19 protein-coding genes are annotated in these 22,056 nt (G+C 59.0%); 5 read left to right on the forward strand and 14 right to left on the reverse strand.

Going from position 1 to position 22,056, the window contains the following annotated elements:
• Nucleotides 1–69: 69 nt before the first annotated feature.
• The 8 genes from GQR90_RS16050 to ffh form a co-directional block, all read right to left on the reverse strand.
• A complete protein-coding gene (locus tag GQR90_RS16050; protein ID WP_158774972.1) occupies nt 70–1,386 on the reverse strand; it encodes a homoserine dehydrogenase in 1,317 nt (438 codons plus the stop codon).
• Nucleotides 1,387–1,568: 182 nt separating this feature from the next.
• Nucleotides 1,569–2,339 (reverse strand): DsbC family protein, encoded by a 771-nt coding sequence (locus tag GQR90_RS16055; protein ID WP_158774973.1) that lies wholly within the window; start codon nt 2,337–2,339, stop codon nt 1,569–1,571.
• A gap of 39 nt (nt 2,340–2,378) precedes the next feature.
• Nucleotides 2,379–3,284 carry a site-specific tyrosine recombinase XerD gene (gene xerD / locus GQR90_RS16060; RefSeq protein WP_158774974.1) on the reverse strand — a complete coding sequence of 302 codons (906 nt, stop codon included), beginning with the start codon at nt 3,282–3,284 and terminating at the stop codon, nt 2,379–2,381.
• Nucleotides 3,285–3,517: 233 nt separating this feature from the next.
• Nucleotides 3,518–3,874 (reverse strand): 50S ribosomal protein L19, encoded by a 357-nt coding sequence (gene rplS, locus GQR90_RS16065; RefSeq protein ID WP_158774975.1) that lies wholly within the window; start codon nt 3,872–3,874, stop codon nt 3,518–3,520.
• 196 nt (nt 3,875–4,070) lie between these two features.
• Complete coding sequence (trmD, locus tag GQR90_RS16070; protein ID WP_158775620.1) at nt 4,071–4,823, reverse strand: tRNA (guanosine(37)-N1)-methyltransferase TrmD; 753 nt, start codon at nt 4,821–4,823, stop codon at nt 4,071–4,073.
• A 25-nt stretch (nt 4,824–4,848) separates the two neighbouring features.
• Complete coding sequence (gene rimM / locus GQR90_RS16075; protein WP_233266351.1) at nt 4,849–5,349, reverse strand: ribosome maturation factor RimM; 501 nt, start codon at nt 5,347–5,349, stop codon at nt 4,849–4,851.
• A 74-nt stretch (nt 5,350–5,423) separates the two neighbouring features.
• Complete coding sequence (rpsP, locus tag GQR90_RS16080) at nt 5,424–5,675, reverse strand: 30S ribosomal protein S16 (RefSeq protein WP_024953044.1); 252 nt, start codon at nt 5,673–5,675, stop codon at nt 5,424–5,426.
• Nucleotides 5,676–5,876: 201 nt separating this feature from the next.
• The gene (gene ffh, locus GQR90_RS16085; RefSeq protein WP_158774977.1) at nt 5,877–7,313 is read right to left on the reverse strand and encodes a signal recognition particle protein; all 1,437 of its coding nucleotides are present in this window, start codon (nt 7,311–7,313) and stop codon (nt 5,877–5,879) included.
• A gap of 329 nt (nt 7,314–7,642) precedes the next feature.
• Between ffh and GQR90_RS16090 the strand changes: the two genes are divergently transcribed.
• The 3 genes from GQR90_RS16090 (at nt 7,643) to GQR90_RS16100 (ending at nt 11,385) form a co-directional block, all read left to right on the forward strand.
• Nucleotides 7,643–8,440 carry a cytochrome C assembly family protein gene (locus tag GQR90_RS16090; protein ID WP_158774978.1) on the forward strand — a complete coding sequence of 266 codons (798 nt, stop codon included), beginning with the start codon at nt 7,643–7,645 and terminating at the stop codon, nt 8,438–8,440.
• Nucleotides 8,441–8,563: 123 nt separating this feature from the next.
• Nucleotides 8,564–9,841, forward strand: coding sequence for an HlyC/CorC family transporter (locus GQR90_RS16095; protein WP_158774979.1), 1,278 nt, complete (start codon nt 8,564–8,566; stop codon nt 9,839–9,841).
• A gap of 311 nt (nt 9,842–10,152) precedes the next feature.
• On the forward strand, nt 10,153–11,385 hold the full coding sequence (locus GQR90_RS16100) for a multidrug effflux MFS transporter (RefSeq protein ID WP_158774980.1): 1,233 nt from the start codon (nt 10,153–10,155) through the stop codon (nt 11,383–11,385).
• 121 nt (nt 11,386–11,506) lie between these two features.
• On the opposite strand, the gene GQR90_RS16105 is transcribed toward GQR90_RS16100, so the two are convergent.
• Nucleotides 11,507–13,399, reverse strand: a complete 1,893-nt coding sequence (locus GQR90_RS16105; RefSeq protein ID WP_158774981.1) for an MFS transporter — start codon at nt 13,397–13,399, stop codon at nt 11,507–11,509.
• A complete protein-coding gene (locus GQR90_RS16110) occupies nt 13,396–14,040 on the reverse strand; it encodes a TetR/AcrR family transcriptional regulator (protein WP_158774982.1) in 645 nt (214 codons plus the stop codon). Before GQR90_RS16110 ends, GQR90_RS16105 begins: the two co-directional genes overlap by 4 nt.
• A gap of 294 nt (nt 14,041–14,334) precedes the next feature.
• Here GQR90_RS16110 and GQR90_RS16115 point away from each other — a divergent pair, with 294 nt between their 5' ends.
• On the forward strand, nt 14,335–15,045 hold the full coding sequence (locus tag GQR90_RS16115) for an SOS response-associated peptidase (protein WP_158774983.1): 711 nt from the start codon (nt 14,335–14,337) through the stop codon (nt 15,043–15,045).
• A 102-nt stretch (nt 15,046–15,147) separates the two neighbouring features.
• Complete coding sequence (locus GQR90_RS16120; protein WP_158774984.1) at nt 15,148–18,129, forward strand: insulinase family protein; 2,982 nt, start codon at nt 15,148–15,150, stop codon at nt 18,127–18,129.
• Nucleotides 18,130–18,233: 104 nt separating this feature from the next.
• Here the strand turns inward: GQR90_RS16120 and sbcB are convergent, their stop codons facing one another.
• The 4 genes from sbcB to minC form a co-directional block, all read right to left on the reverse strand.
• Complete coding sequence (gene sbcB, locus GQR90_RS16125) at nt 18,234–19,709, reverse strand: exodeoxyribonuclease I (RefSeq protein WP_158774985.1); 1,476 nt, start codon at nt 19,707–19,709, stop codon at nt 18,234–18,236.
• A 112-nt stretch (nt 19,710–19,821) separates the two neighbouring features.
• A complete protein-coding gene (gene minE, locus GQR90_RS16130) occupies nt 19,822–20,085 on the reverse strand; it encodes a cell division topological specificity factor MinE (RefSeq protein ID WP_024953035.1) in 264 nt (87 codons plus the stop codon).
• On the reverse strand, nt 20,082–20,900 hold the full coding sequence (gene minD / locus GQR90_RS16135) for a septum site-determining protein MinD (protein ID WP_158774986.1): 819 nt from the start codon (nt 20,898–20,900) through the stop codon (nt 20,082–20,084). Before minD ends, minE begins: the two co-directional genes overlap by 4 nt.
• 189 nt (nt 20,901–21,089) lie before the next feature.
• Nucleotides 21,090–21,833, reverse strand: coding sequence for a septum site-determining protein MinC (gene minC, locus GQR90_RS16140; protein ID WP_158774987.1), 744 nt, complete (start codon nt 21,831–21,833; stop codon nt 21,090–21,092).
• Between the last annotated feature and the right edge of the window lie 223 nt (nt 21,834–22,056).

The following is a 22,056-nucleotide window of genomic DNA, read 5'->3' on the forward strand; positions in this document are numbered from 1 at the left end:
TTCTTGCCCTTCCGACCCTCGCCGGCTGCCCAGCGGGAGTGACCAAAAGCCACTCCCGAATGCACGCCGTTAGGCGTTGTCGTCGAGATCTTCGACGCGGATACGCACCACGGAGCCAGCGACATCGACCAATGCTTCCAGCTGACGAATCGCTTCGTTCATATGCAGCTCACGAGCACGGTGCGTCAGCAGAATGATCGGCACCAACTCACCTTCGGTGGCTTCCTTCTGGATAATCGCCTCGATGGAAATGCCCTGCTCAGCAAGTATTGTTGCGACACGCGCCAATACGCCTGGGCGATCCACTGCCTGTAACCGCAAATAGCAGGCAGTTTCGATATCTTCCATCGGCAGAATCGGCAACGTATCACCGTGCTGATTGACCTCAGAGAAGGCCAGATACGGCACGCGATAGCGATGGTCAGTCGCAATGTCCCGCGCCACGTCGAGGAGGTCAGCCACGACAGCTGAGGCCGTCGGCTCAGCACCAGCACCCGCTCCGTAGTAAAGAGTAGGGCCGACCGCATCACCCATCACTTCAATGGCATTCTTGACGCCATGCACATTGGCCAGTAGGCGCTCCTTGGGGATCAGCGTCGGATGCACGCGCAATTCGAGCCCCTTGCCAGTCGCACGCGTGATGCCCAGATGCTTGATGACGTAGCCAAGGTTATCAGCCTGTTCGATGTCCTCGGCAGTAATGCGCGAAATGCCTTCGGTGTAGGCCTTGTCGAACTGCAGCGGTACACCAAAGGCAATAGAGGCCAGGATGGTCAGCTTATGCGCGGCATCGATACCTTCGATATCGAAGGTCGGATCAGCCTCGGCATACCCTAGCGCCTGCGCTTCAGCCAACACGTCATTGAAACTGCGGCCTTCGTCACGCATCGCACTGAGAATAAAGTTGCCTGTGCCATTGATGATTCCAGCCAGCCACTGGATGCGATTGGCACCCAGGCCTTCGCGCAATGACTTGATGACCGGAATGCCACCGGCAACAGCGGCTTCGAAAGCGACCATGACGCCCTTTTCAGCAGCAGCACGGAAGATCTCGTTACCGTGTACGGCAATCAATGCCTTGTTGGCAGTGACGACATGCTTGCCATTGGCAATGGCTTCCATCACCAGCTCATACGCGACGTCATAGCCGCCAATCAACTCGACCAGCACATCAATCTCGGGATTGCGCGCCACCTCGAAGATGTCATGAGTACGGCTGACACCAGTGAGATCGCAGTCGGGATTATCACGTCGTGCACCGATCTGTTCGATAATAATAGGGCGCCCGGCACGACGCGCAATTTCATCGGCATTACGGGTCAACACGTTGAACGTGCCGCCACCTACGGTACCCAGACCACAGATTCCTACTTTCACCGGTTTCAACGTCGCTTTCCTCTCTTGTTACTGTATCCAGCGTTGATGGCCGCGCCTGTTGCGCTGTCGCCTTGCCGACCTGTCGTCGGTCTCTTATCCAGACAGCATGAACCTGCTGCAGTCTGCCGTGACCACGGTAGCAAGGCAGGACGGCCTGTCAACGCGTGATCGATGTATTACTTGCCTTCCACTCAGCTATCAACACCCAGCATCGTGGCAAGGCGGTCAACCGGAAGGTAGCCCGGCACCATCTGGCCATCTGGCATCACGATCGCCGGCGTGCCCTGAACCCCCATGCGCGTACCGAGCTCAAACTGGCTAGCGACCGGAGCATCACAACTAGCGGCCTGCTTGGGCACCTCACCTTCATTCTTGATGCGATTCATGGCTTCAGTAGGATTCTCGGCGCACCACACCTGAGCCAACTCACGGGCCCCCTGAGAGCGCATGCCCCCGCGCGGGAAAGCCAGATAGCGCACTTCGATGCCGCGTGCGTTCAGCTCAGGCACTTCCTTGTGCAGCTTGCGGCAATAGGGGCAGGTGGTATCGGTAAACACGCTGATAACTGCCTTGACCTCACCAGCAGGCCGGAAGATGACCATGTCATCTTCGCTGACATCAGCCAGCAACTTGCGGCGCTCACCATTGGCCTTCTGCTCACTGAGATTGACCAGCCCCTTCTCCGCATCATTGCGATACATTTCGCCAACAATCAGATGCTGACCATCAATGTCGGTATAGAAACTCTCACCACTCGTCAGACGTACCTCATAAAGTCCCTTTATCGGACTGGAGGCCAATGTCTCGATCGGCAGCGGTTTGCCATTGACGACCAACTTGCCACGCAGGTCATCCAGTGCATCAGCCTGCGCCAGCGGTGCCAGAAGTGTCAGTAACGCGCCGGCACCAAGCAGGCGGAGAGCGTACGTCAGACGCTGTGTCCGGGGGGGAAGTTTGCTCATTGATCTCTCCTTGACGTCCGCGGGCGAGGTCATAGCCCATCAGCCACGCGGATGGTGTTCGGCATGCAGGCGTTCCAGGCGCGCCTGGGCCACATGAGTATAAATCTGGGTCGTGGATAGATCGCGATGTCCCAGTAACAGCTGCACAACGCGCAAATTGGCACCGTGATTAAGCAGGTGCGTAGCAAAAGCATGGCGGAGCGTATGCGGTGACAGCGGCTTGTCGATGCCGGCCGTCACAGCATGGCGACGGATGCGATGCCAGAAAGTCTGCCGTGTCATTGCGCTATCGTGCCGACCGGGAAACAGCGCCGGACGTGCCTGGTCGGCCATCATCGCAGGTCGGCCAACGGACAGCCAGCGTGACAACCAGTCACAAGCTTCCTCCCCCAATGGTACCAGCCGCTCGCGATCACCCTTGCCGATGACTCGCACCACACCTTGGCGAAGGTTCAGCGCATCAACGCTCAAGTTCACCAACTCACTGATGCGCAATCCCGCACCATATAACACTTCAAGCATGGTGCGATCGCGCAATCCAATGGCGGTCTCCAGGTCCGGAGCCTCCAGCAAGCGCTCGACTTCATCTTCATCCAATGTGCCGGGAAGACTGGGGATCACACGGGGCAGACGCACCTCATGCAGAGGATCGGACTCGATCATCCCTTCTGCCAGCGCCCAACGATAAAAGCGTCGCAATGCCGATAACAGGCGCGCGGTAGAGCGAAGCGCATGCGACTCGCGACGCGAATCACAGAAGGCCTGTACCTGCGGTGAGGTCACTGACAACAAGGGCATTCTTTCTGTGCCATCTAACGCTTGAACAGACAACCAGCGCCGCCATGCGTCGAGATCACTACGATAAGCACCAAGCGTATTGTCACTGGCACCACGCTCAAGCCACAGCGTGTCGAGAAAGCGCTCAACAAGTCCATCGTCATCCATGATACCGGCGCCTCCTTGATTATCGAGTGAATGTAATGTGCACGTGACTGTCAATTCTACTCTGACAGCCTGACAGGTGGATTAACCCGCTCCACTCATCGCAGCTTTCCGACTTTCGGAAACGAGAACACCCCGCCATGCGATGCATGGCGGGGTGTTCTCTACGAGAGTACAAGTGGCAATTCGTACCCTCGTGGGGTGCCGAGTTCTGCATTCAGAAAATACGGAGCCGCTTAGCCCAGCTTTTCTTTGATACGTGCGGACTTACCGCTACGCTCACGGAGGTAGTACAGTTTGGCCTGACGCACGTCACCACGACGCTTGACGGCGATACCGTCAACCTGCGGGCTGTAAGTCTGGAAAGTACGCTCGACGCCCACACCGTGGGAGATTTTGCGAACGGTGAAAGCGGAGTTCAGACCGCGGTTACGCTTGCCGATCACCACGCCTTCGAAGGCCTGCAGACGTTCACGAGTACCTTCCACGACCTTGACCTGGACGACGATGGTGTCACCCGGTGCAAAGGTCGGGATTTCCTTGACCATCTGCTCGTTTTCGATCGCCTGGATCAGTTTATTCTTGCTGCTCATCGCTAGCTCCAAATTCGTTAGCATCAACCCTGAGGCTGATGTTTGTCATGACCCCGGCACCGCAAACGGCCTTGAACACGGGGATCGACCTTGTGTGTGACGCGCCACGGGGCTCCCGCAAGATGACTCCGGGCCGTGCCGCACCTCCGCCACGATGGAGACCTTCTCCTAAAAGCGAACGCAATGTCCGCGAAGATCAGGCCTTACCTTTCCGGGCGTGCTGCGCGATGAACTCGTCGAGCAGCTTGCGCTCCTCTCGAGTCAACGTGCGGCTCTCAAGCAAATCCGGACGCCTTAGCCAAGTACGTCCCAGAGACTGCTGTAACCGCCAGCGCTTGATCAGAGCATGATTGCCACTGAGCAAGACATCTGGCACCCGCTTGCCGTCGATGACTTCGGGGCGAGTGTAGTGCGGACAATCGAGCAAACCATCGGTGAAGGAATCTTCCTCCGCGCTGGCTTCATGCCCAAGTACGCCCGGCACCAGGCGTGCCACCGTATCGATCAAGACCATGGCTGGCAGCTCACCGCCAGACAGGACGTAATCGCCGATCGACCATTCCTCGTCGATCTCCTCCTCCACCACGCGTTCATCAATGCCTTCATAGCGTCCGGCCACCACGATCAGGCGCTCTTGCGTCGCCAATTCGCGGGCACCGGCCTGGTCCAGCCTGCGACCTTGCGGGGAGAGATAGATCACACGGGCATTGTCACCGCCAGCGGCGCGAGCGTCACGAATGGCGCCACGCAGAGTCTCGACCTTCATCAACATGCCGGGACCTCCGCCGTAGGGACGATCATCGACCGTACGGTGCCTGTCGGTGGCGTAGTCACGCGGATTCCAGAAATCGACCTCGAGCAGGCCTTTATCGACCGCCCGGCCGGTCACGCCACTGGCCGTAATGGCCGTGAACATTTCCGGAAACAGACTTACTACACCAATCCACACAGGCATCAGCTCTCTGTGCTTAACATCAGAATTCGGGATCCCAATCGACGCTTATGCGCCCAGTGACGAGATCCACATCGCGAACCACCTGATTGGGAAGGTACGGCACAAGCCGTTCCTTCTCATCGATACTGTCGTCGTTCGGCTTGATCACCAGAACGTCGTTAGCACCGGTTTCCATCAGAGTGCTCACTTTCCCGAGGCGCTGGCCATCCAGCGTCACCACCTCGAGACCTTCCAGTTGATGCCAGTAGTACTCACCCACCTCCAGCTGCGGCAGATGTTGCTTGGGCAGGAGAATCTCCGCTCCAGCCAATGCCTGCGCAGCCTCACGACTATCGACACCTTCCAGCTGTGCCACCAGGCCTTTGCCATGGCGACGGGCTTGCATGAGGCGTGCGGGAATCTGCTTCCCGTCCAGCTTCAGCATCCAGCCGGCATAATCAAAGATGCCGTCGATCGGGCTGGTGTAGGAATACACCTTGAGCCAGCCTTTCACGCCATAGGGGCTGGTAAGCTTCCCCATGACTACAACATCATCACCATGCGGTGAATGTGCAGTCGGCTGCGGGTTATTGGAGTGAGTAGGCATCCTGGATATCAAGCCTGCTGCTTGCCAGCTTCCTTGAGCAGCTGAGCGACACGGTCAGAGACCTGTGCGCCCTGCTGCTGCCAGTGAGCGACGCGCTCGAGATCGACGCGCAGACGCTCTTCCTGGCCGCGAGCGACCGGGTTGAAGAAGCCGACGCGCTCGATGAAGCGGCCATCACGGGCTGTGCGGGAATCAGCTACAGCGAGGTGGTAGAAGGGACGCTTCTTGGCGCCACCACGTGCCAGACGAATGGTAACCATTGCGTAATCTGTCCTTCGTGTTGAAGTGAAAAACGTGCCACAGAACTCGGCTTCGCATGGAGGGTCCACACGAAGAGGCGACATTCTACGGAAATTGACAAGCCTTGGAAACCTTTTTCCAAGGTCACACAAACGCTCCGCAACACCATCGGCATCGTGGAGCGCAATTCTTGGCGATAAAGACCGTCAGGCGTCAGAGGCTTAGCGGCGCGGGAAGCGACCGCCACCCATTCCGCCAGGACCGCCCATTCCGCCCATACCACCGGGGCCACCCATGCCGCCGGGACCACCACCACCGCCCATCATGCCAGACATGCCGCGCATCATTTTCTGCATGCCGCCTTTCTTGCCGGCCTTCTTCATCATCTTGGCCATCTGCTTGTGCTGCTTGAGCAGACGATTGAGATCAGGCACCTGGGTACCGGAGCCCATGCAGATGCGACGCTTGCGCGAGCCGTTGATGAGATCAGGATTGCGGCGCTCCTTGTGCGTCATGGAGTTGATCATCGCCTCAAGCTTGCCCAGCTCCTTCTCGCTGGCCTGGCCCTGGGCAGCTTCTGCCAACTGGCCCATGCCCGGCAACTTGGACATCAAGCTCCCCATGCCACCCATGTTCTTGAGCTGCTGGAGCTGATCACGGAAGTCCTCAAGATCAAAACCCTCGCCCTTCTTGACCTTGTTGGCCAGCAGCTCGGCCTTGCCCTTGTCGACGGTACGTTCGGCTTCCTCGATCAGCGACAGCATGTCGCCCATGCCGAGGATGCGGGACGCAACACGGTCTGGGTGGAAGGGTTCGAGCGCATCGACCTTCTCACCCATCCCCATGAACTTGATCGGCTTGCCAGTAATGTGGCGCACGGACAATGCTGCCCCGCCACGTGCATCACCATCGGCCTTGGTCAGTACCACACCGGTCAGCGGCAAGGCTTCATGGAAGGCCTTGGCAGTGTTTGCGGCATCCTGACCGGTCATCGCATCAACGACGAACAGCGTCTCATCCGGTGAGAGGGTGCGATGCAGTGCCGTGATCTCGTCCATCATGTCGGCATCGACATGCAGACGGCCTGCGGTATCGACTAGCACCACATCGTGGAACTGGATGCGTGCGTGCTTCATTGCCGCTTCAGCGATCGCGACCGGCTGCTGAGAAGAATCAGACGGGAAGAAATCGACGTCCACTTCCTTGGCCAGCATTTCGAGCTGATCAATGGCCGCAGGACGATAGACGTCAACCGAGACCACCAATACTTTCTTCTTCTCACGCTCACGCAGGTAACGCGCCAGCTTGGCGACGGTTGTCGTCTTACCCGCGCCCTGCAGGCCCGCCATCAAGATGACGGCTGGATTGCTCTTGAGCACCAGCCCTTCATTGGCCTCGCCCATGATCGATTCCAGCTCCTGCTGGACGATCTTGACGAACTGCTGGCCCGGCGACAGGCTCTTGGACACTTCCTGACCGACGGCACGCTCACGTACACGGTCGATGAAGGCCTTGACCACTGGCAGGGCAACATCCGCCTCAAGCAACGCCTTACGCACTTCGCGCAGGGTGTCCTTGATGTTGTCTTCCGTCAGCTTCGCCTGGCCGGTAATCGACTTCAGCGTGTGCGACAGACGATCACTCAAACTTTGAAACATGGGCCTCTCCGGCTAGGGACGTCTGGGGTCCGCGCAGCGGGACGAGAATATGAAACTATCTCGACTCCGACGTCACGGCATGACGCCCCAGCGCGTAAATGGTTATCCTGCGGCACATTATACGCACAGGGCGGGTCTGTCTCCATGATAGGTGCACTGATGATCAGGACAATATGTGTATCGCTGCACCTCCTTCATCGACATAAGCCGTAATAGAAGTACCGAGGTAGATGCAATCCCGCCAGTGCTTTCGGTATAGTCTCTGCATATAGACAGCGCCTCAGATGAGACCTGCTCTCCCATACCCTCCGGCACCTGGACAACAGCACATGCAGGCTCTGCCCTTTGCCATTCTGGCCATCATTTTCTATCTCGCTGCCGGTCTCTGGCAGGGCCTGACACTGACGCGCCGTGTTCCGGTACGCGCACGACTGGTGCGCAGCCTTGCGCTGATTGCCGTTGCCTGCCACGCCGTCATCGTGTGGGTCACCCTCAATCACGGTGGACAGCTCCACCTGGGGCTATTCGAGAGCGGCTCACTGGTCAGCTGGGCCATCAGCCTGCTACTGGTCGTTGCAAGCCTGTTCAAACCCGTGCTTGCCGGCGGCGCGGTGCTGTTCCCCGTTGCTGCAGCCTGTGTGCTCGGAGTAATCAATCTGCCGAGCGCCAATACCGAAAACCCGCTTTCGCCCGGACTTATCGCCCACATCTTCACGTCTGTGGCAGCGCTCGCCTTCCTTAGCATCGCTGCCATGCAGGCAGGCTTGCTCTCACTCCAGCAGCATGCACTCAAGACGCGTCACACCCGCGGCATCGTGCAGGTGTTACCGGCGCTGACCAGCATGGAACGTGCGCTATTTGAATTGATCTGGGCCGGCATGATCCTGCTGAGCGTATCGATCATCAGCGGCATGATCTATCTCGACAACATGTTCGCTCAGCACATGGCCCACAAGACTGTCCTCAGCTTAGGTGCTTGGGTAATCTTCGCCATTCTGCTGTTCGGGCATCACGTTCTGGGATGGCGCGGACAGCGTGCAGCACGCTGGACGCTCGGTGGCTGCCTGGTATTGGCACTGGCTTTCTTCGGCACCAAGTTCGCATTACAGATTGTCTTCGCTCACTGACATCAAGCCCATGAATGCCACGCTCTGCCCTGTCGCGGTTCACTCATGCCTGTCTTGGCGGATGCAATGCAATTGGCGTGGCAGTATCATGCGCGTAAATCCGCCACCGAGGACCCTTCACTCTTGAGCGACGACACCCCGTTGGGGCTGCTGTTCGGCCTACTGGTCGTTCTGATCATCCTCTCTGCCTTCTTCTCGAGTTCCGAGACCGGCATGATGTCGATCAACCGCTACCGCCTGAGCCACCGCGAGAAAAGCGGTGAGCGCGGTGCCAAGCGCGTTACCCGCCTACTATCCCGTCCTGACCGCTTGATCGGCGTCATTCTGATCGGCAATAACTTCGTCAACAATCTGGCTGCGTCACTGGCCACCATCATCGCCATCCACTATTTCGGTGATGTATCTGGCCCGGCTGTCTCTACCGCCGTGTTGACCATCGTGGTGCTGATCTTTGCGGAAGTGACGCCGAAGACCATGGCCGCCTTGAACCCTGAGCGCATTGCCTATCCGGCCTCACTGATTCTCGAGCCGATGCTCAAGGTGCTTTATCCGCTTGTGTGGTTGGTCAATGGCATTTCCAATGGTCTGCTGCGCCTGTTTGGCGTGCGTGATGTCAGCAACAATGCCGACAGTCTGACGCGCGACGAGCTGCGTACCGTCGTGCACGAGGCAGGCAGCATGATTCCCCGCCGTCACCAGGGCATGCTGCTGTCGATTCTTGACCTTGAGAACGTGACCGTCGATGACATCATGGTGCCGCGTCAGGAAATCTTCGGCATTGACCTCGATGACGACCTCGACATCATCCTGAGCCATGTTCGTGCGAGCCAACACACTCGCGTACCGGTCTACAAGGGCGACATCAACAACATCATCGGCATCCTGCACCTGCGCAATGCCGCTCGCTTCCTGTCGCTGGACGAGATCACCAAGGCCTCCATCATCCAAGAGGCTCGCGAGCCGTACTTCATTCCGGAATCCACGCCGCTGCACACGCAGCTGCTCAACTTCCAGAAGCAGAAGCGCCGTATCGGTATCGTGGTCGACGAGTATGGTGACGTGCAGGGTCTGGCGACGCTGGAAGATATCCTGGAAGAGATCGTCGGCGAGTTCACCACTGACGTAGCCGGCACTCATCAGGAGATTCATCCGCAGGACAACGGCAGCTACGTCATCGAAGGCACGGCCAACATTCGCGAGATCAACAAGGCCATCGGCTGGCAGCTGCCGACTGACGGCCCCAAGACACTCAATGGCTTGATCCTCGAGCATCTGGAGTCGTTCCCGGACGCGCCTGCCAGCCTGGCGATCGGCACCACGCGTATCGAGATCCAACAGGTGAAGGACAATCAGATCACCTCGGCTCGCTGCTGGCAGGCAGCGCGCACCACGCGAGGCTGATGAACCGCTTGCAGCATTGGCTCGACAGAGCGTGCTGGCAACACGCAAAGGCCCGCCATCCGGCGGGCCTTTTGCCTTCAATTCTCGCGCAATGCGGTATTGCATTGCGCGGGGCGGTCAGCGACTGACGCAAGCGCTATCCTGTGCCGATGCCTGAAAGATCGGCACAGTGATCGATACATGGTATCCGGCGCGGGCATCTGCGTGCGGCGACTGCCACATGACCCTCTACCGCTGACGATTCCCGACTGGTGCTACCCCAGCCAGATGCATCGCCAGACAGGCTTCTCCACTCAATCCCGATGGCTCTCATGACCTCAGCTTCCACCCACACCTCGACGCCGGCCCTGCACCAACAAGCGCGCTTTACGCTGATGCTGGGCCTGATGGTCGCACTCGCCCCACTCGGAACCGACGCCTACCTTCCCGCCATGCCCGAAATGGCCAGCAGCTTCGGGGTGGATGATCATCAGATCGGACTGACCATCACGGCCTTCTTCTTCGGCTATGCCATGGGTCAGCTGGGAGGAGGCCCGCTGTCTGACAGTCTGGGGCGTCGTCCCGTTGCCCTGAGTGGCTTCGTACTGTTCCTCATCGCCGGACTCGGCTGTGCGCTGACTCAGGACTTTCATTGGCTACTGGGCTTGCGCGTACTGCAGGGGATCGCCACCGGCATGACCGGCGGTGTGTCTCGCACAGTGGTGAGAGATGTCGCGACCGGCAAGGACGCCGCCCGCCTGATGACCAATGTGACCATGGTGTTGATGACAGCTCCACTGATCGCGCCATCTCTGGGGGCGCTCGTGATCTCGCTGAGCGACTGGACAACCGTCTTCTACGCCTTGGCGGTCTATGGCCTGCTGGTCGGACTGACCATCTACCGCTGGTTGCCGGAAACCCATCCTGCCAGTGAGCGAACCCCCTTCCGGCCGCGCAATGTGCTGCGCAGCTACCGTGAGGTTCTGACCACACGCGGAGTGCCGGGGCACCTGATTCTGATCCTGTGCGGGCCGGGCATCATGTTCACCTTCATCACCAATGCCAGCTATCTGTATCAGGGGCTGCTCAACATGACGCCGACCCAGTTCGCCCTGGCCTTCAGCGCCAACGTGGTGGCCATGTTCGTGGGCAATCGTCTCAACCACGCTGGTCTCAAGCACCTGCGCACACGCACATTGGTCAAGATGGCGCTGGGGGTTCAACTGACAGGGATCTGCGTGCTGCTTGGCCTCGCTCTGACGGATTCGATCACTGCCAGCACCCTGATTCCCGGCATGCTGGTAGTGCTTGGCGCGGGCGCCATGATCACGCCCAACATCATGGCCGACTATCAGTCACTCTTCCGCCGCGGTCACGGCGTCGCCAATGCCATCTCCGGCACCGTGCTCTTCATGGGGGGTGGCCTCTACGGCGCCTTCGCCAGTCTGTGGCTGAACGGTGACAACATGCTGCCGGTACCGCTGGTAATGTTGGCCGCCTGCCTGCTGGGCTGCTTCGGTTTCTGGATCACGCGCCATACCGCCCCGTCCAATCAGACTGCCTGAGGCACCGCGCTAGCAGAGCAAGGAAGCAGAACACAAAAACGCCGCTCCGGAGACTCGAAGCGGCGTTTTTCATGGCGATGTCACCAAGCTTATCCAGACCAAATCAGCCACGCTTGGCACATCATTGACCTCGCGCCAGACGGGATGCCTTGCGGTGCAGATCGCGTACCGCATCCTCGAGCTCCTTCGCCTTCACGGAATCAGCCTCGAAGGTACGCCCGACACACAGCTCGACACGACCGCGAATACGTCGCGGCCACTTGGAGAATGCCGGGCCTCCACCGTGAGAGAACCAGGAGCCCCACAACCCACCTAGTGCCATCGGAATCACCGGTGCCGGATTACGCGCCAGGATCAGCTCCAGCCCGCGCCGGAAACGCCCGACCTCACCATCGCGAGTCAATTTACCCTCAGGAAAAATCATCACGACCTCACCGTCACGTAGTGCCTTGCCGACCTCTTCCAGTGAACGCCTTACACCTGCGGGGTCCCTGCGAGAAGAATCGACCGGGATAGCGCCCGCGATCCGGAAGAACCATTTCAACCACGGTGAGTTATAGATCTCAGCGTCCATCAAGAAACGCAACGGCCGTGGGCTGGCCCCCCCAAGAATCAGGGCGTCCATGAAGCTGACATGATTGCAGACCACCAGTGCCGCCCCCTCTGCCGGTATCCGCCAGCGCCCCTTGAGGTGCAGACGGTACATCAGATGAATGAGGATGAAGATATTGAGACGCAGGAAGGGGCGAGGATCACGCAGCATGCAGACCACGGCAATCAGTGCGCTGATCAAGGCTAGCACCAACAGGAAGTCAGGCAGGCTACGCTCCAGCGTACTGAGCATCAGAATGCCGAATCCGGCTGACAGTACCATCAGCAAGGCATTGAGCACGTTATTAGCCGCAATCACGCGCGCACGATAACTTTCCGGACTGCGAATCTGCAGCAGAGTATAGAGCGGCACGATATAGAGACCGCCACCGAAGCCAATCACACCAAGATCCAGGCACATCCGCCAGAATCCTGCCACCTGAAGCAACTCCAGCAACGGTGTCGCCTGCGCCGCACTGCCCAGTGTCGGGCGCAGGGCGAGATCCAGTCCGCCAACGAAGATGATCAGTGCACCAAAGGGTACCAAGCCGGTTTCGAGTCGACCGCGCGAAACACGCTCGCAGGCCAGCGACCCCATCCCAATGCCGATCGCAAAGGCTGCCAACAGCGCAGACGTCGCGCCTTCCGCACCATGCACAATATCGCGCGCATAGGCTGGTAACTGAGTGAGATAGCTAGCCCCGAGAAACCAGAATGCGCTGATGCCGAGCAGTGCCCACTTGAGGCGACGATTCCCCAGCCCTTCACGCATTACCGAGATGCTACCGGAGAGAGGTCGCCAGGGGACAGGGCCTGGTGATAGCGATGGCGCCGGCGGGATTTTTCGCGCCACGAACACACCAAGTAGCGATAGCGTGACCAGCGACGCAGACAGGGCCCAGCGTGCCAGATCCCCTCCGAGTGCCATCAGGGCAGCGGCGGCTAGCGTACCGATCAGAATGGCGAGGAAGGTGCCCAGCTCGACCCAGGCATTGCCGCTGACCAGCTCATCAGGCTTGAGATGTTGCGGCAGAATGGCGTATTTGACGGGGCCGAACAGTGCCGACTGGGTGCCCATCATGAATAGCAGCGCCAGCAACAGCTCCCATGCTTCAAAAATCAAGGCACCCGCTGCGACACTCATGGTCGCTAGCTCCAGCCACTTGAGATTGACGATCAGCCGCTGCTTATCCAGGCGGTCTGCCAGCAGGCCGCCCCAGGCAGAGAACAGCAAGAAAGGAAGGATGAACAACCCGGCCGCCAGATTATTGACGATGCCGGTATCCCACCCTCGCTGCTCGATCACCACAAAGGTCATCAATAGCAGCAAGGCATTCTTGAAAAGATTGTCGTTGAAGGCACCAAGGGCCTGGGTCCAGAAAAAAGGCGCGAACCGTGGGCGCCGGAGCAAATCTCGACTCATTGCTCCTCTTCCGTCACATCCCCCGCACTTGCAGCCTCGCTGCGCACTCTGAGCCCTGCCAGCATGGTATCAAGCAGCTGGTCCAATAGTTCAGTCACTTCCAGTGGCTGACCCTGCCACAGGCCAAGGCGTTCATTCATGCCCAATTGAACCAAGCCATGCACGCTACCCCACAGGGTGCGTGCCATGCGTTTGGCTTCAACAGACTCGACACGAGGGGCGTACTCAACCAACGCTATCTCGACACGCTCGAACAATCCTTCAATCATGGCGTTCTGACGCTGGTCCAGCTCACCTTCCTTTGCCAATGGGAAGTCAAACAACAACTGCCAGCGGTAGGGATCACGCTGGGCAAAGCCCCAATATGCGCGCGCAAGCGACTTGAGACGCTCTGAAGGGCTCGGCGTCTCATGCCCGGCAATCGCAGCATGCAGACGGTCCAGCGTCGCCAGATTGACGTGCTGGAGCAGGTTGCCAAAACTGCCATAAAGCTTGAGCAGGGTACTGGGCGCGCAGCCGACTTCACGAGCCAGGTTGCGTAGAGACAGGGCGTGAACAGGCTGCTCTTTGAGCCATTCATCGCAGGTCTCCATTACCCGCGCATGCAGCGCTTCCGGTGCATGCTGACGTGGACGGGCCATCGAATTCCTCTGATGCTTGAGATGCGTTACCGCGTAGCAAATCTAACGCGGTGTGTGTCCGCACTGCACGGGTGAGCAAAGCCATAGGATGTCATTGCAACATCTTTTGAAGCGGCCCGTATCAGCCATTGAATCGAACACTGTTTCCGTCCAGCATATCGAGACTGAGCGCAAACGCAAGCGCCACCAAGGTGTGGCATGCTGTTGCATGCCGCATGCTCTGGGCTCATGGCCGCCCATTGGGCAGCATGAGAGCCTGCATGTTCCTCTCGCCCTCCGCCTTCAAGGATTTCCGTGGCCGGACGTCTGTATATCCCCCCCTTCCCCGAAGACCTGCCGCCTCGCGACCTGCTCGGCAAGCTCGCGACCGCCTCACTCACTCGCCAACTGCGCAATGAGCTGCTGACCAGCGCCAACCGTGCACCGCGCATGCCGGCCTCGATGTTGCGCCTTGAAGGCCAGAAGCTGCGCCTGGTGCCTGCACTGTGGGGGCTGACGCCTAGCTGGCTGGACATCATGGACCATGCCCCACACGTAGCACGTGCGGAGACGCTGGAAACGCGACGCATGTTTCGTGAGTCCTTCATCAGCCAGCGGGCACTGATCCCCGTCGGTGGTGTCTACGTCTGGAAGGAACAGCCCAACATGAAGCAGCCGTTTCTGATCACGCATGCCGATCGTGCACCCTTGCTGCTGGCAGCGCTCTGGACTCGCCACTTCAGTCCGCCATTGATAGAAGGCATGCCGCCGGAAGGGCGCGACAGCTTTGCCTTGATCAGCGTGGGATGTGCGGGTGTCAGCGCTCGCCTTACTGACCGAATGCCAGCCGTCATTGCGCCGCATCAGGTACGTGAGTGGTTAACGGCTGACACACCATTGGAAACGGTACGTGGCATGCTGGTACCCGATGCCAGGCTCGCGGCATTTCCGGTAGCACGGCGCGTCAATGATCCAGCACATCAGGAATGGAGTGTGGCGCACCCTACCGGCCCCATGCTGACCTAAGTCTTGCTCACGCGTCCGTCAGCGCGTTGAGCGCGTAGCTCATATACAGCGGCGCACTCATTACCGCCTTGCCGTCACCGGTCTTTCGTACCAGGAGAGAAGATGCCACTGCTACCCAGGTTTCGCCCACTCGGCCTAAGCGCCGCCATCGCCGCCATCGTTCTGGCTGGTCTCTCCCCCACTCTCGCGCTAGCGGAAACTGCCAGCCCACCCGGCAGCCCCCAGAGTGTCAGCGTGAACACGCAAGCGGGGCCAGTCATCAAAAGCGAGAATGACAAGCGTAGTTATCGCAGCCTGACTCTCGATAACGGCCTCAAGGTACTGCTGGTAAGTGACGCCGATGCCGACAAGGCAGCGGCGGCCATGGACGTGGAAGTGGGGAGTGCTCAAGACCCGAAAGATGTGTTGGGGCTGGCACACTTCCTTGAACATATGCTGTTCCTGGGGACCGATCGCTATCCTGATCCAGACGCCTACCAGGACTTCATCACCAAGCATGGCGGCCAGCACAATGCCTTTACTGCCAGCCAGGATACCAACTTCTTCTTCGATATCGACCCTGATGCCTTTGATGAGGCATTGCCACGTTTTGCACGCTTCTTCGTCGCGCCGCAGTTCAATGCCGAGTATGTGGATCGTGAGCGTCATGCGGTGAACTCTGAATACCAGGCGCGCATGCAGGATGATGGGCGTCGCGTATACGAAGCCGTCGAGAAGGCGCTGAACCCTGAGCATCCTTTCAATCGCTTCAGTGTGGGGAGTCTCGACACCCTGCAAGACACTGACGCCGGCAGCCTCCGTCAGCGATTGGTGGATTTCTATACCGCTCACTACGGCGCAGGTGTCATGCGTCTATCGCTGGTGGGCCCGCAATCTCTCGATGTACTGGAGCAACTTGCGCGCAACAACTTCAGCGATGTCCCTGATCGTGACCTGACACGTTCCGATATCGATGTACCGCTGGTCACACAAGGCGAGCTACCGGCACGCCTCGAGGTCAAGACGCTGAAGCAGGAGCACGAGCTCGCGTTCATGTTCCCGATCGATGACCCTATCGAACATTATCGCGCGCAGCCCGTCAGCTATCTCGCCAACCTGATCGGTCATGAAGGTGAAGGCAGCCTGCTTGCGTCTCTCAAAGCCAAGGGCTGGGCAGATGCCCTCTCCGCCGGTGGTGGCCTCAGCGATGGCCATAGTGCGCTGCTCAGCATCAATATCACCCTGACGCCAGAAGGCGCCAAGCACCAGCCCGAAATTCGCGCAGCGTTGTTTGATTATCTGGCCTTGATCCGTACGCAGGGTGTCAACGACTGGCGCTACGCTGAGCAAGCCAAGCTGGGCGAGCAGGAATTCCGCTTCCAACAGCGTAGCTCGCCAGTCGACCTGGCCAGTAACCTGGCGATGATGATGACGCGCTATCCGATCAAGGACGTGCTGGCCGCCCCCTACCTGATGCAGAACTTTGACGCGCCGCTGCTCGACAAGACACTGGCACGCCTCACGCCGGATAATATGCTGGAGGTCTACTCTGGCCCCGAGGTAAATGGCGACGAGCAGGGCCAATGGTTCAAGGCGCCTTACACGCTGACGCGCCTGAAGACTGATGAAGTCGTCTCGGACACTGCGAAAGACACCTCTGATGACACATCGACCGACGCGGCTGAACCACTGTCCAGTCAATTGACCCTTCCCGAGCCCAATCCCTACCTGGCCAGCGACTTCCGCGTACTGTCACTGCCCAAGGCCGCACCGTCACAACTGCTGGATGAGCCAGGCGCAGAACTGTGGTATCAGGGCAATGACAGCTTCGGTGTACCACAGGCAGAGTGGCGCTTCGGGCTACTCAACCCTGAGGTAAGCACGACGGTCGAAGAGCAAGTCATGAATCGTGTATTGGCGGCCTGGCTGAACGAGAGCCTCAACTCGCGCCTTTACCCGGCACGACTGGCAGGGCAGGACGCACTGGCCTATGCCCATGGCCGCGGCATCACACTGCAATTCAATGGCTGGCGTGATGGACAACAGCCCGAAATGCGCGAAGTGCTCAATCAGCTGGTCAATGGCGAGATAGTGCCCGCCACGCTCGAGCGCATTACCCAGCGTCTACGCCGTGGCCTGCAAAATCGCGCACAGGCACCGCTCTACTCCCAGCTGGGGCGCAGTCTCAGCGAGACGCTAGTGGGCCCGCTGGCAACCACACCTCAGATGATGGCTGCACTGGACAAGGTAGACAGTCAAACACTAGACACCTTCCGCAAGCGCTTCCTCGCCCGCCTGCACGTGCAAGCGATGGTGACCGGCAACCTCTCTGCCGCACAGGCGAAAGAAACCGGCCAGCTAGTGTTCAATGGCCTCGCACCACGTGTCACGCGTGAGGCAATCCCGGCACTGGAAGTTCGTCAGATCAGTCAGCAGACTGAATTGCGGCCGGACAGCACTCGCAGTGATGCCGGCGCGCTGCGCTACCTGCAGGGCCAGGATCGTACGTTGCAAAGCCAGGCACGCCTCGCCGTGTTAGGGCAGTTGATCGAAGCCCCCTTCTACAGCCGTCTACGTACCGATGAGCAACTGGGCTATATCGTCTCGGCGAGTTACTCACCAATGCTGGATGCACCAGGCTTGAGCATGCTGGTGCAATCGCCGTCCAAGGACAGCAAGACGCTATTCTCGCGCATGGATGCCTTCATGGCCGAGTTCGATAGTCGCGTTCAGACACTCGATGAGTCGGCGCTGGCAACCTACCGCCAGGCCGTCATTGACAGCCTGACCCAGAAGCCACGCCGCCTATCTGAGCTGGCCGCACGTAACTGGAACGAACTGAGCTTCGGCTGGACCGGCTTTGATCGTCGTCAGCAGCTGGTCACTGCCGTGAAACAGATCAGCCCGGAAGACATCCGCGCGACCTGGAAGCGACTGCGGACCGCTGACTCGCTGGAACTCGCCTTCGACCCGAATACGCCCAGCAACTTCAATGAGCGCATTCCGAAGCTCGCGCTACCCCTCCTGCCGGAGGCACCGCGCGCCCAGGCGGAAGCGACCACGTCGGCCCCTTCTGCACAGCAAACAGGCGGCGCGAAGCACTGACAGGCGCTGGGCTTGGCAATGGCCCTACACAAAACGACCCCGGCGAAATCGCCGGGGTCGTTTTGTGTAGGGCCATATTTTAACGTCCGCCTAGCCTGGCCGTTCTAGCCAAAGGCCTGGGACGGCATGATGCCTTCCACATACATCGCCAGCTCTTCAAGAATCTGTACCCGATCAGGGTCTTGCTCGGACTGTCCCAATTGCTGGATTTCTGCCACAAATCCCTTCACGGTCAGGCTAGCCACCGTCTCGTCATTCATGCGCTCCCAGCGCCACTGCTCCCAACGCTCGCGTTCGGCAGAGTTGAGCGTATAGCCGTAACTGCGTGCGCGATAGCGGAACAGCATCTCTTCAAGACGGCCATCCTGAAAGGCGAACGGCGTATCGTCCAGTGCTTCCGGATGCGTGGCACGCACCCGTTCCATCTCCTTGCGATCTGCCGGCGAGAAGAAGCCACCAGAGTAAAGCATCAGATCCGGATCAGCGGGAGGCTCAGGCGGTGCTTCGGCAAACACCTGCGCCACCTTCACGCCAATACCCACATTGTCCTTGAGCCACTTCCAGTGCACACGACATTGCGCGGGATCGATCTGGAAGCGCTCGACGATCTCGCCGTACTCACCCTTGCTCGGCCCCTCGACATCCTTGAGCGCATTGGCGGGCAACAGCACTGGACTCTTGTTGAGATGGATGACCTTGAGTGGAATACGCTCCTCGCCTTCGGCCAGATCATCCGCACGCGCAAACACACGGGCACGAATTTCCTCTGCCGTGAGCTCCATCATCGGTGCAGGGTCTACCGACAAGTCATAGACAATCACACCATTGGCATTGGACGGATGCTCTGCCAGCGGCACGACAAGCGCACCACATGCCCGCGAAGCAGGATAGCGACGCGAGATATGCAGCATCGGCTTACGTGCGCCAATATCGAGCAGGCTCGCGACGTGGCGCTTGTTACGCAACTTGAGCAGGTAGTCAAACAGGCGCGGATTGCGCTCCTTGAGCAAGCGCGCCAAGGCAATGGTCGCACGTACGTCAACCAGCGCATCGTGAGCTCCGGCATGCTCGATACCATTGGCTGCCGTCAGGTGCTCCAGGCGGAAGCTGGGCGCGCCGTCTTCACGCTTGGGCCACTCGATGCCCTCAGGACGTAGTGCATGGAAGGCTCGCACGATATCGATCAGATCCCAACGCGAATTGCCGTTCTGCCATTCACGTCCATACGGATCGAGGAAGTTGCGATAAAACAGATGGCGACTGACTTCGTCATCAAAACGCAGGCTGTTATAGCCCAGCGTACAGGTGCCCGGCACGCTCATCTCGTCGTTGATACGCCCAGCGAACTCAGCCTCCGGGATACCGCGCCGCTCAGCCTGCTGTGGTGTAATCCGCGTAATGAGACACGCCACCGGATGGGGCAAGAAGTCGTCAGCTGGCTTGCAGTAGAGCGTCAGCGGCTCGCCAATCTCGTTGAAATCGGCATCGGTACGAATGGCCGCGAACTGCGAAGGACGATCACGGCGCGGATCAGCGCCGAAGGTCTCGTAGTCGTGCCACAGGAAGGTGGGCTCTGCCACAGGAAATCTCCACGCGGGCGGTCTGAAAATGAACGTGCCAGAACACCGTACTCAGCAAGGCTGGCACAGTGCTCTGGCAGGAAGGGTCAGGCGTGACGCAAGGCGCCGCCGATCAATTTTTCTCGCCGGGACGCGGCAAGGTGACATTGAGCTCCAGCACTGAGCAATCGTCTTCGCGATCAAGAGAGATGTTGATGGCATCTTGATCGACCTGAACATACTTGCGGATCACCTCAAGCAGCTCGCGCTCCAGCATCGGCATGTAATCCGGCTGGTCACGCTGACTACGCTGGTGCGCAACGATGATCTGGAGCCGCTCCTTGGCGACATTAGCGGTCTTCTTGCGCTCTCGCTTCAGAAAATCCAGTAATTTCACTTGCGCCCCCCTCCGAACATTCTGGCCAGTAGACTGCGCCTCTCAACTTCATGGAAACGCAGCGGCACTTCCTCGCCCAACAGGCGGGAGACGCAGTCAACATACGCCTGTCCGGCATCGCTTTTCTGATCGTGTGTTACCGGCACGCCCTGATTGGAGGCACGCAGTACGGCATCGGATTCCGGGATCAGGCCAATCAACGGAATCGACAGGATTTCCTGGATGTCCGTCAGATTAAGCATATCGCCACCGGTCACACGTGCCGGATGATAGCGAGTAATCAACAGGTGCTCGACGACCGGTGTCTCGCCGAGCTCTGCGCGGCGGGTCTTGGACGATAACAGACCAATGATCCGGTCGGAGTCACGTACCGAGCTGACCTCAGGGTTGGTGACAACGACGGCTTCGTCAGCGAAGTACATCGCCAGCTGAGCACCGCGTTCGATACCTGCCGGGGAGTCACAGATGACGTAATCGAAATCCTCACGCAGCGCGATCAGTATCTTCTCGACGCCTTCCTGAGTCAGCGCATCCTTGTCACGAGTCTGAGACGCCGGAAGGATGTGCAGATTGTCGATACGCTTGTCGCGTATCAGGGCCTGTTTGAGATTGGCTTCGCCTTGGATGACGTTCACCAGGTCATAGACCACACGGCGCTCGCAACCCATGATCAGGTCCAGGTTACGCAGACCCACGTCGAAGTCGATCACGACCGTCTTGTTGCCACGCAGAGCCAGTCCGGTGGCAATGGCGGCGGCGCTAGTCGTCTTGCCAACCCCGCCCTTGCCTGACGTCACTACGATAATCTTGGCCAAAGGTATCTTCCTTGCTGAGAGTCACCCGCAGAACGGGGATCGCCTGTAAATATTAGGGTTCGTTTCACGCGCAACCGTGTATGAATCAGAAACCTCGTAAACACCGGTCTTGCGCGACACGATGATGTAAGCACCAATGTCGACAGATAGTTGGCGGACCGCGACATATCATCAACGGCCTTCGCGTTATCAGTTGAGTCGTGCGATGCAGAGTTGATCGTGTTCAAGCACGACTTCGACACTGGCGCCCAGCAAACGGTTGTCGATATCATCAAGCCGCTTGTAGGTACCGGCTACCGAGAGCAGCTCGGCATGCAGTTCCTTACAGTAGATGCTGGCATTGCGGTCGCCATGAATACCGGCCAACGCGCGACCACGCAAGGCCCCATAAATATGCACGCTGCCAGCGGCCAGAATCTCGGCGCCCGCATTCACCGCCCCGATAATGACGAGGTCACCATCAGAGGCACTGATCTGCTGACCTGAACGCACCGTGCCACGAAATACCTTGCTGGCATGAACAGGTTCTACCTCGGGCTCAGGCTCGGGGGCGGCAACAGCTTCAGGCTCGGCAACTGGCGGCACGGATTCCAGTGTACGACCACGGTGCTCCTGCGGCGGGAACCAGCCAAGTCCCAAGGCCCAAGCCGACTGGCGCACAGGGTCACCGCCGCCACGGACAGCCACGGGCAGTAATTTATGGCCACGGCACACGGCACAGATGCGCTCCAGTGCCAGATGCGGTTCATCGAGTTTCTCGACGCTCAACACTACCGGCGTGTGCTGAAAAAAGGCCGGCGACTGATTGAGCTTACTGGCCAGCTGGGCCCGGATCTGCTCCGGATCACCACTGGCCAGCTCCATGACCGTCATCGGCAGCATGCCGCCCTTGAAGATGAAGGCCTGAGAGGCCCTGTCCGTACTGAGACTCATGACCTGACTCCGGGTTGCGTAAGGAGTATCGAAGCCCTTCGACACTCTTGATGATGCACGTGAAGCCCGATGCATCCTCCGAGTGGCATCCCGAAGAAGAAGGCCACTTGGATAACATAGCTCTCACTCGCACATGACACAGCGCTGTATCACATACCCTGAATAACAAAGCACCTGGCGACAAGGCTCTGGATAACAAAGCTATGTGAGCTGACACGGCGCT

This window comes from Cobetia sp. L2A1 (assembly GCF_009796845.1).
GTDB lineage: Bacteria > Pseudomonadota > Gammaproteobacteria > Pseudomonadales > Halomonadaceae > Cobetia.

Excerpts from the sequence above, each read along its gene's own strand:
- GQR90_RS16055 (WP_158774973.1), bottom strand. The coding sequence starts at position 2,339 with ATGAGCAAACTTCCCCCCCGGACACAGCGTCTGACGTACGCTCTCCGC.
- xerD (WP_158774974.1), bottom strand. The coding sequence starts at position 3,284 with ATGGATGACGATGGACTTGTTGAGCGCTTTCTCGACACGCTGTGGCTT.
- rplS (WP_158774975.1), bottom strand. The coding sequence starts at position 3,874 with ATGAGCAGCAAGAATAAACTGATCCAGGCGATCGAAAACGAGCAGATG.
- rimM (WP_233266351.1), bottom strand. The coding sequence starts at position 5,349 with ATGGGGAAGCTTACCAGCCCCTATGGCGTGAAAGGCTGGCTCAAGGTG.
- rpsP (WP_024953044.1), bottom strand. The coding sequence starts at position 5,675 with ATGGTTACCATTCGTCTGGCACGTGGTGGCGCCAAGAAGCGTCCCTTC.
- ffh (WP_158774977.1), bottom strand. The coding sequence starts at position 7,313 with ATGTTTCAAAGTTTGAGTGATCGTCTGTCGCACACGCTGAAGTCGATT.
- GQR90_RS16090 (WP_158774978.1), top strand. The coding sequence starts at position 7,643 with ATGCAGGCTCTGCCCTTTGCCATTCTGGCCATCATTTTCTATCTCGCT.
- GQR90_RS16100 (WP_158774980.1), top strand. The coding sequence starts at position 10,153 with ATGACCTCAGCTTCCACCCACACCTCGACGCCGGCCCTGCACCAACAA.
- GQR90_RS16105 (WP_158774981.1), bottom strand. The coding sequence starts at position 13,399 with ATGAGTCGAGATTTGCTCCGGCGCCCACGGTTCGCGCCTTTTTTCTGG.
- GQR90_RS16110 (WP_158774982.1), bottom strand. The coding sequence starts at position 14,040 with ATGGCCCGTCCACGTCAGCATGCACCGGAAGCGCTGCATGCGCGGGTA.
- GQR90_RS16120 (WP_158774984.1), top strand. The coding sequence starts at position 15,148 with ATGCCACTGCTACCCAGGTTTCGCCCACTCGGCCTAAGCGCCGCCATC.
- minC (WP_158774987.1), bottom strand. The coding sequence starts at position 21,833 with ATGAGTCTCAGTACGGACAGGGCCTCTCAGGCCTTCATCTTCAAGGGC.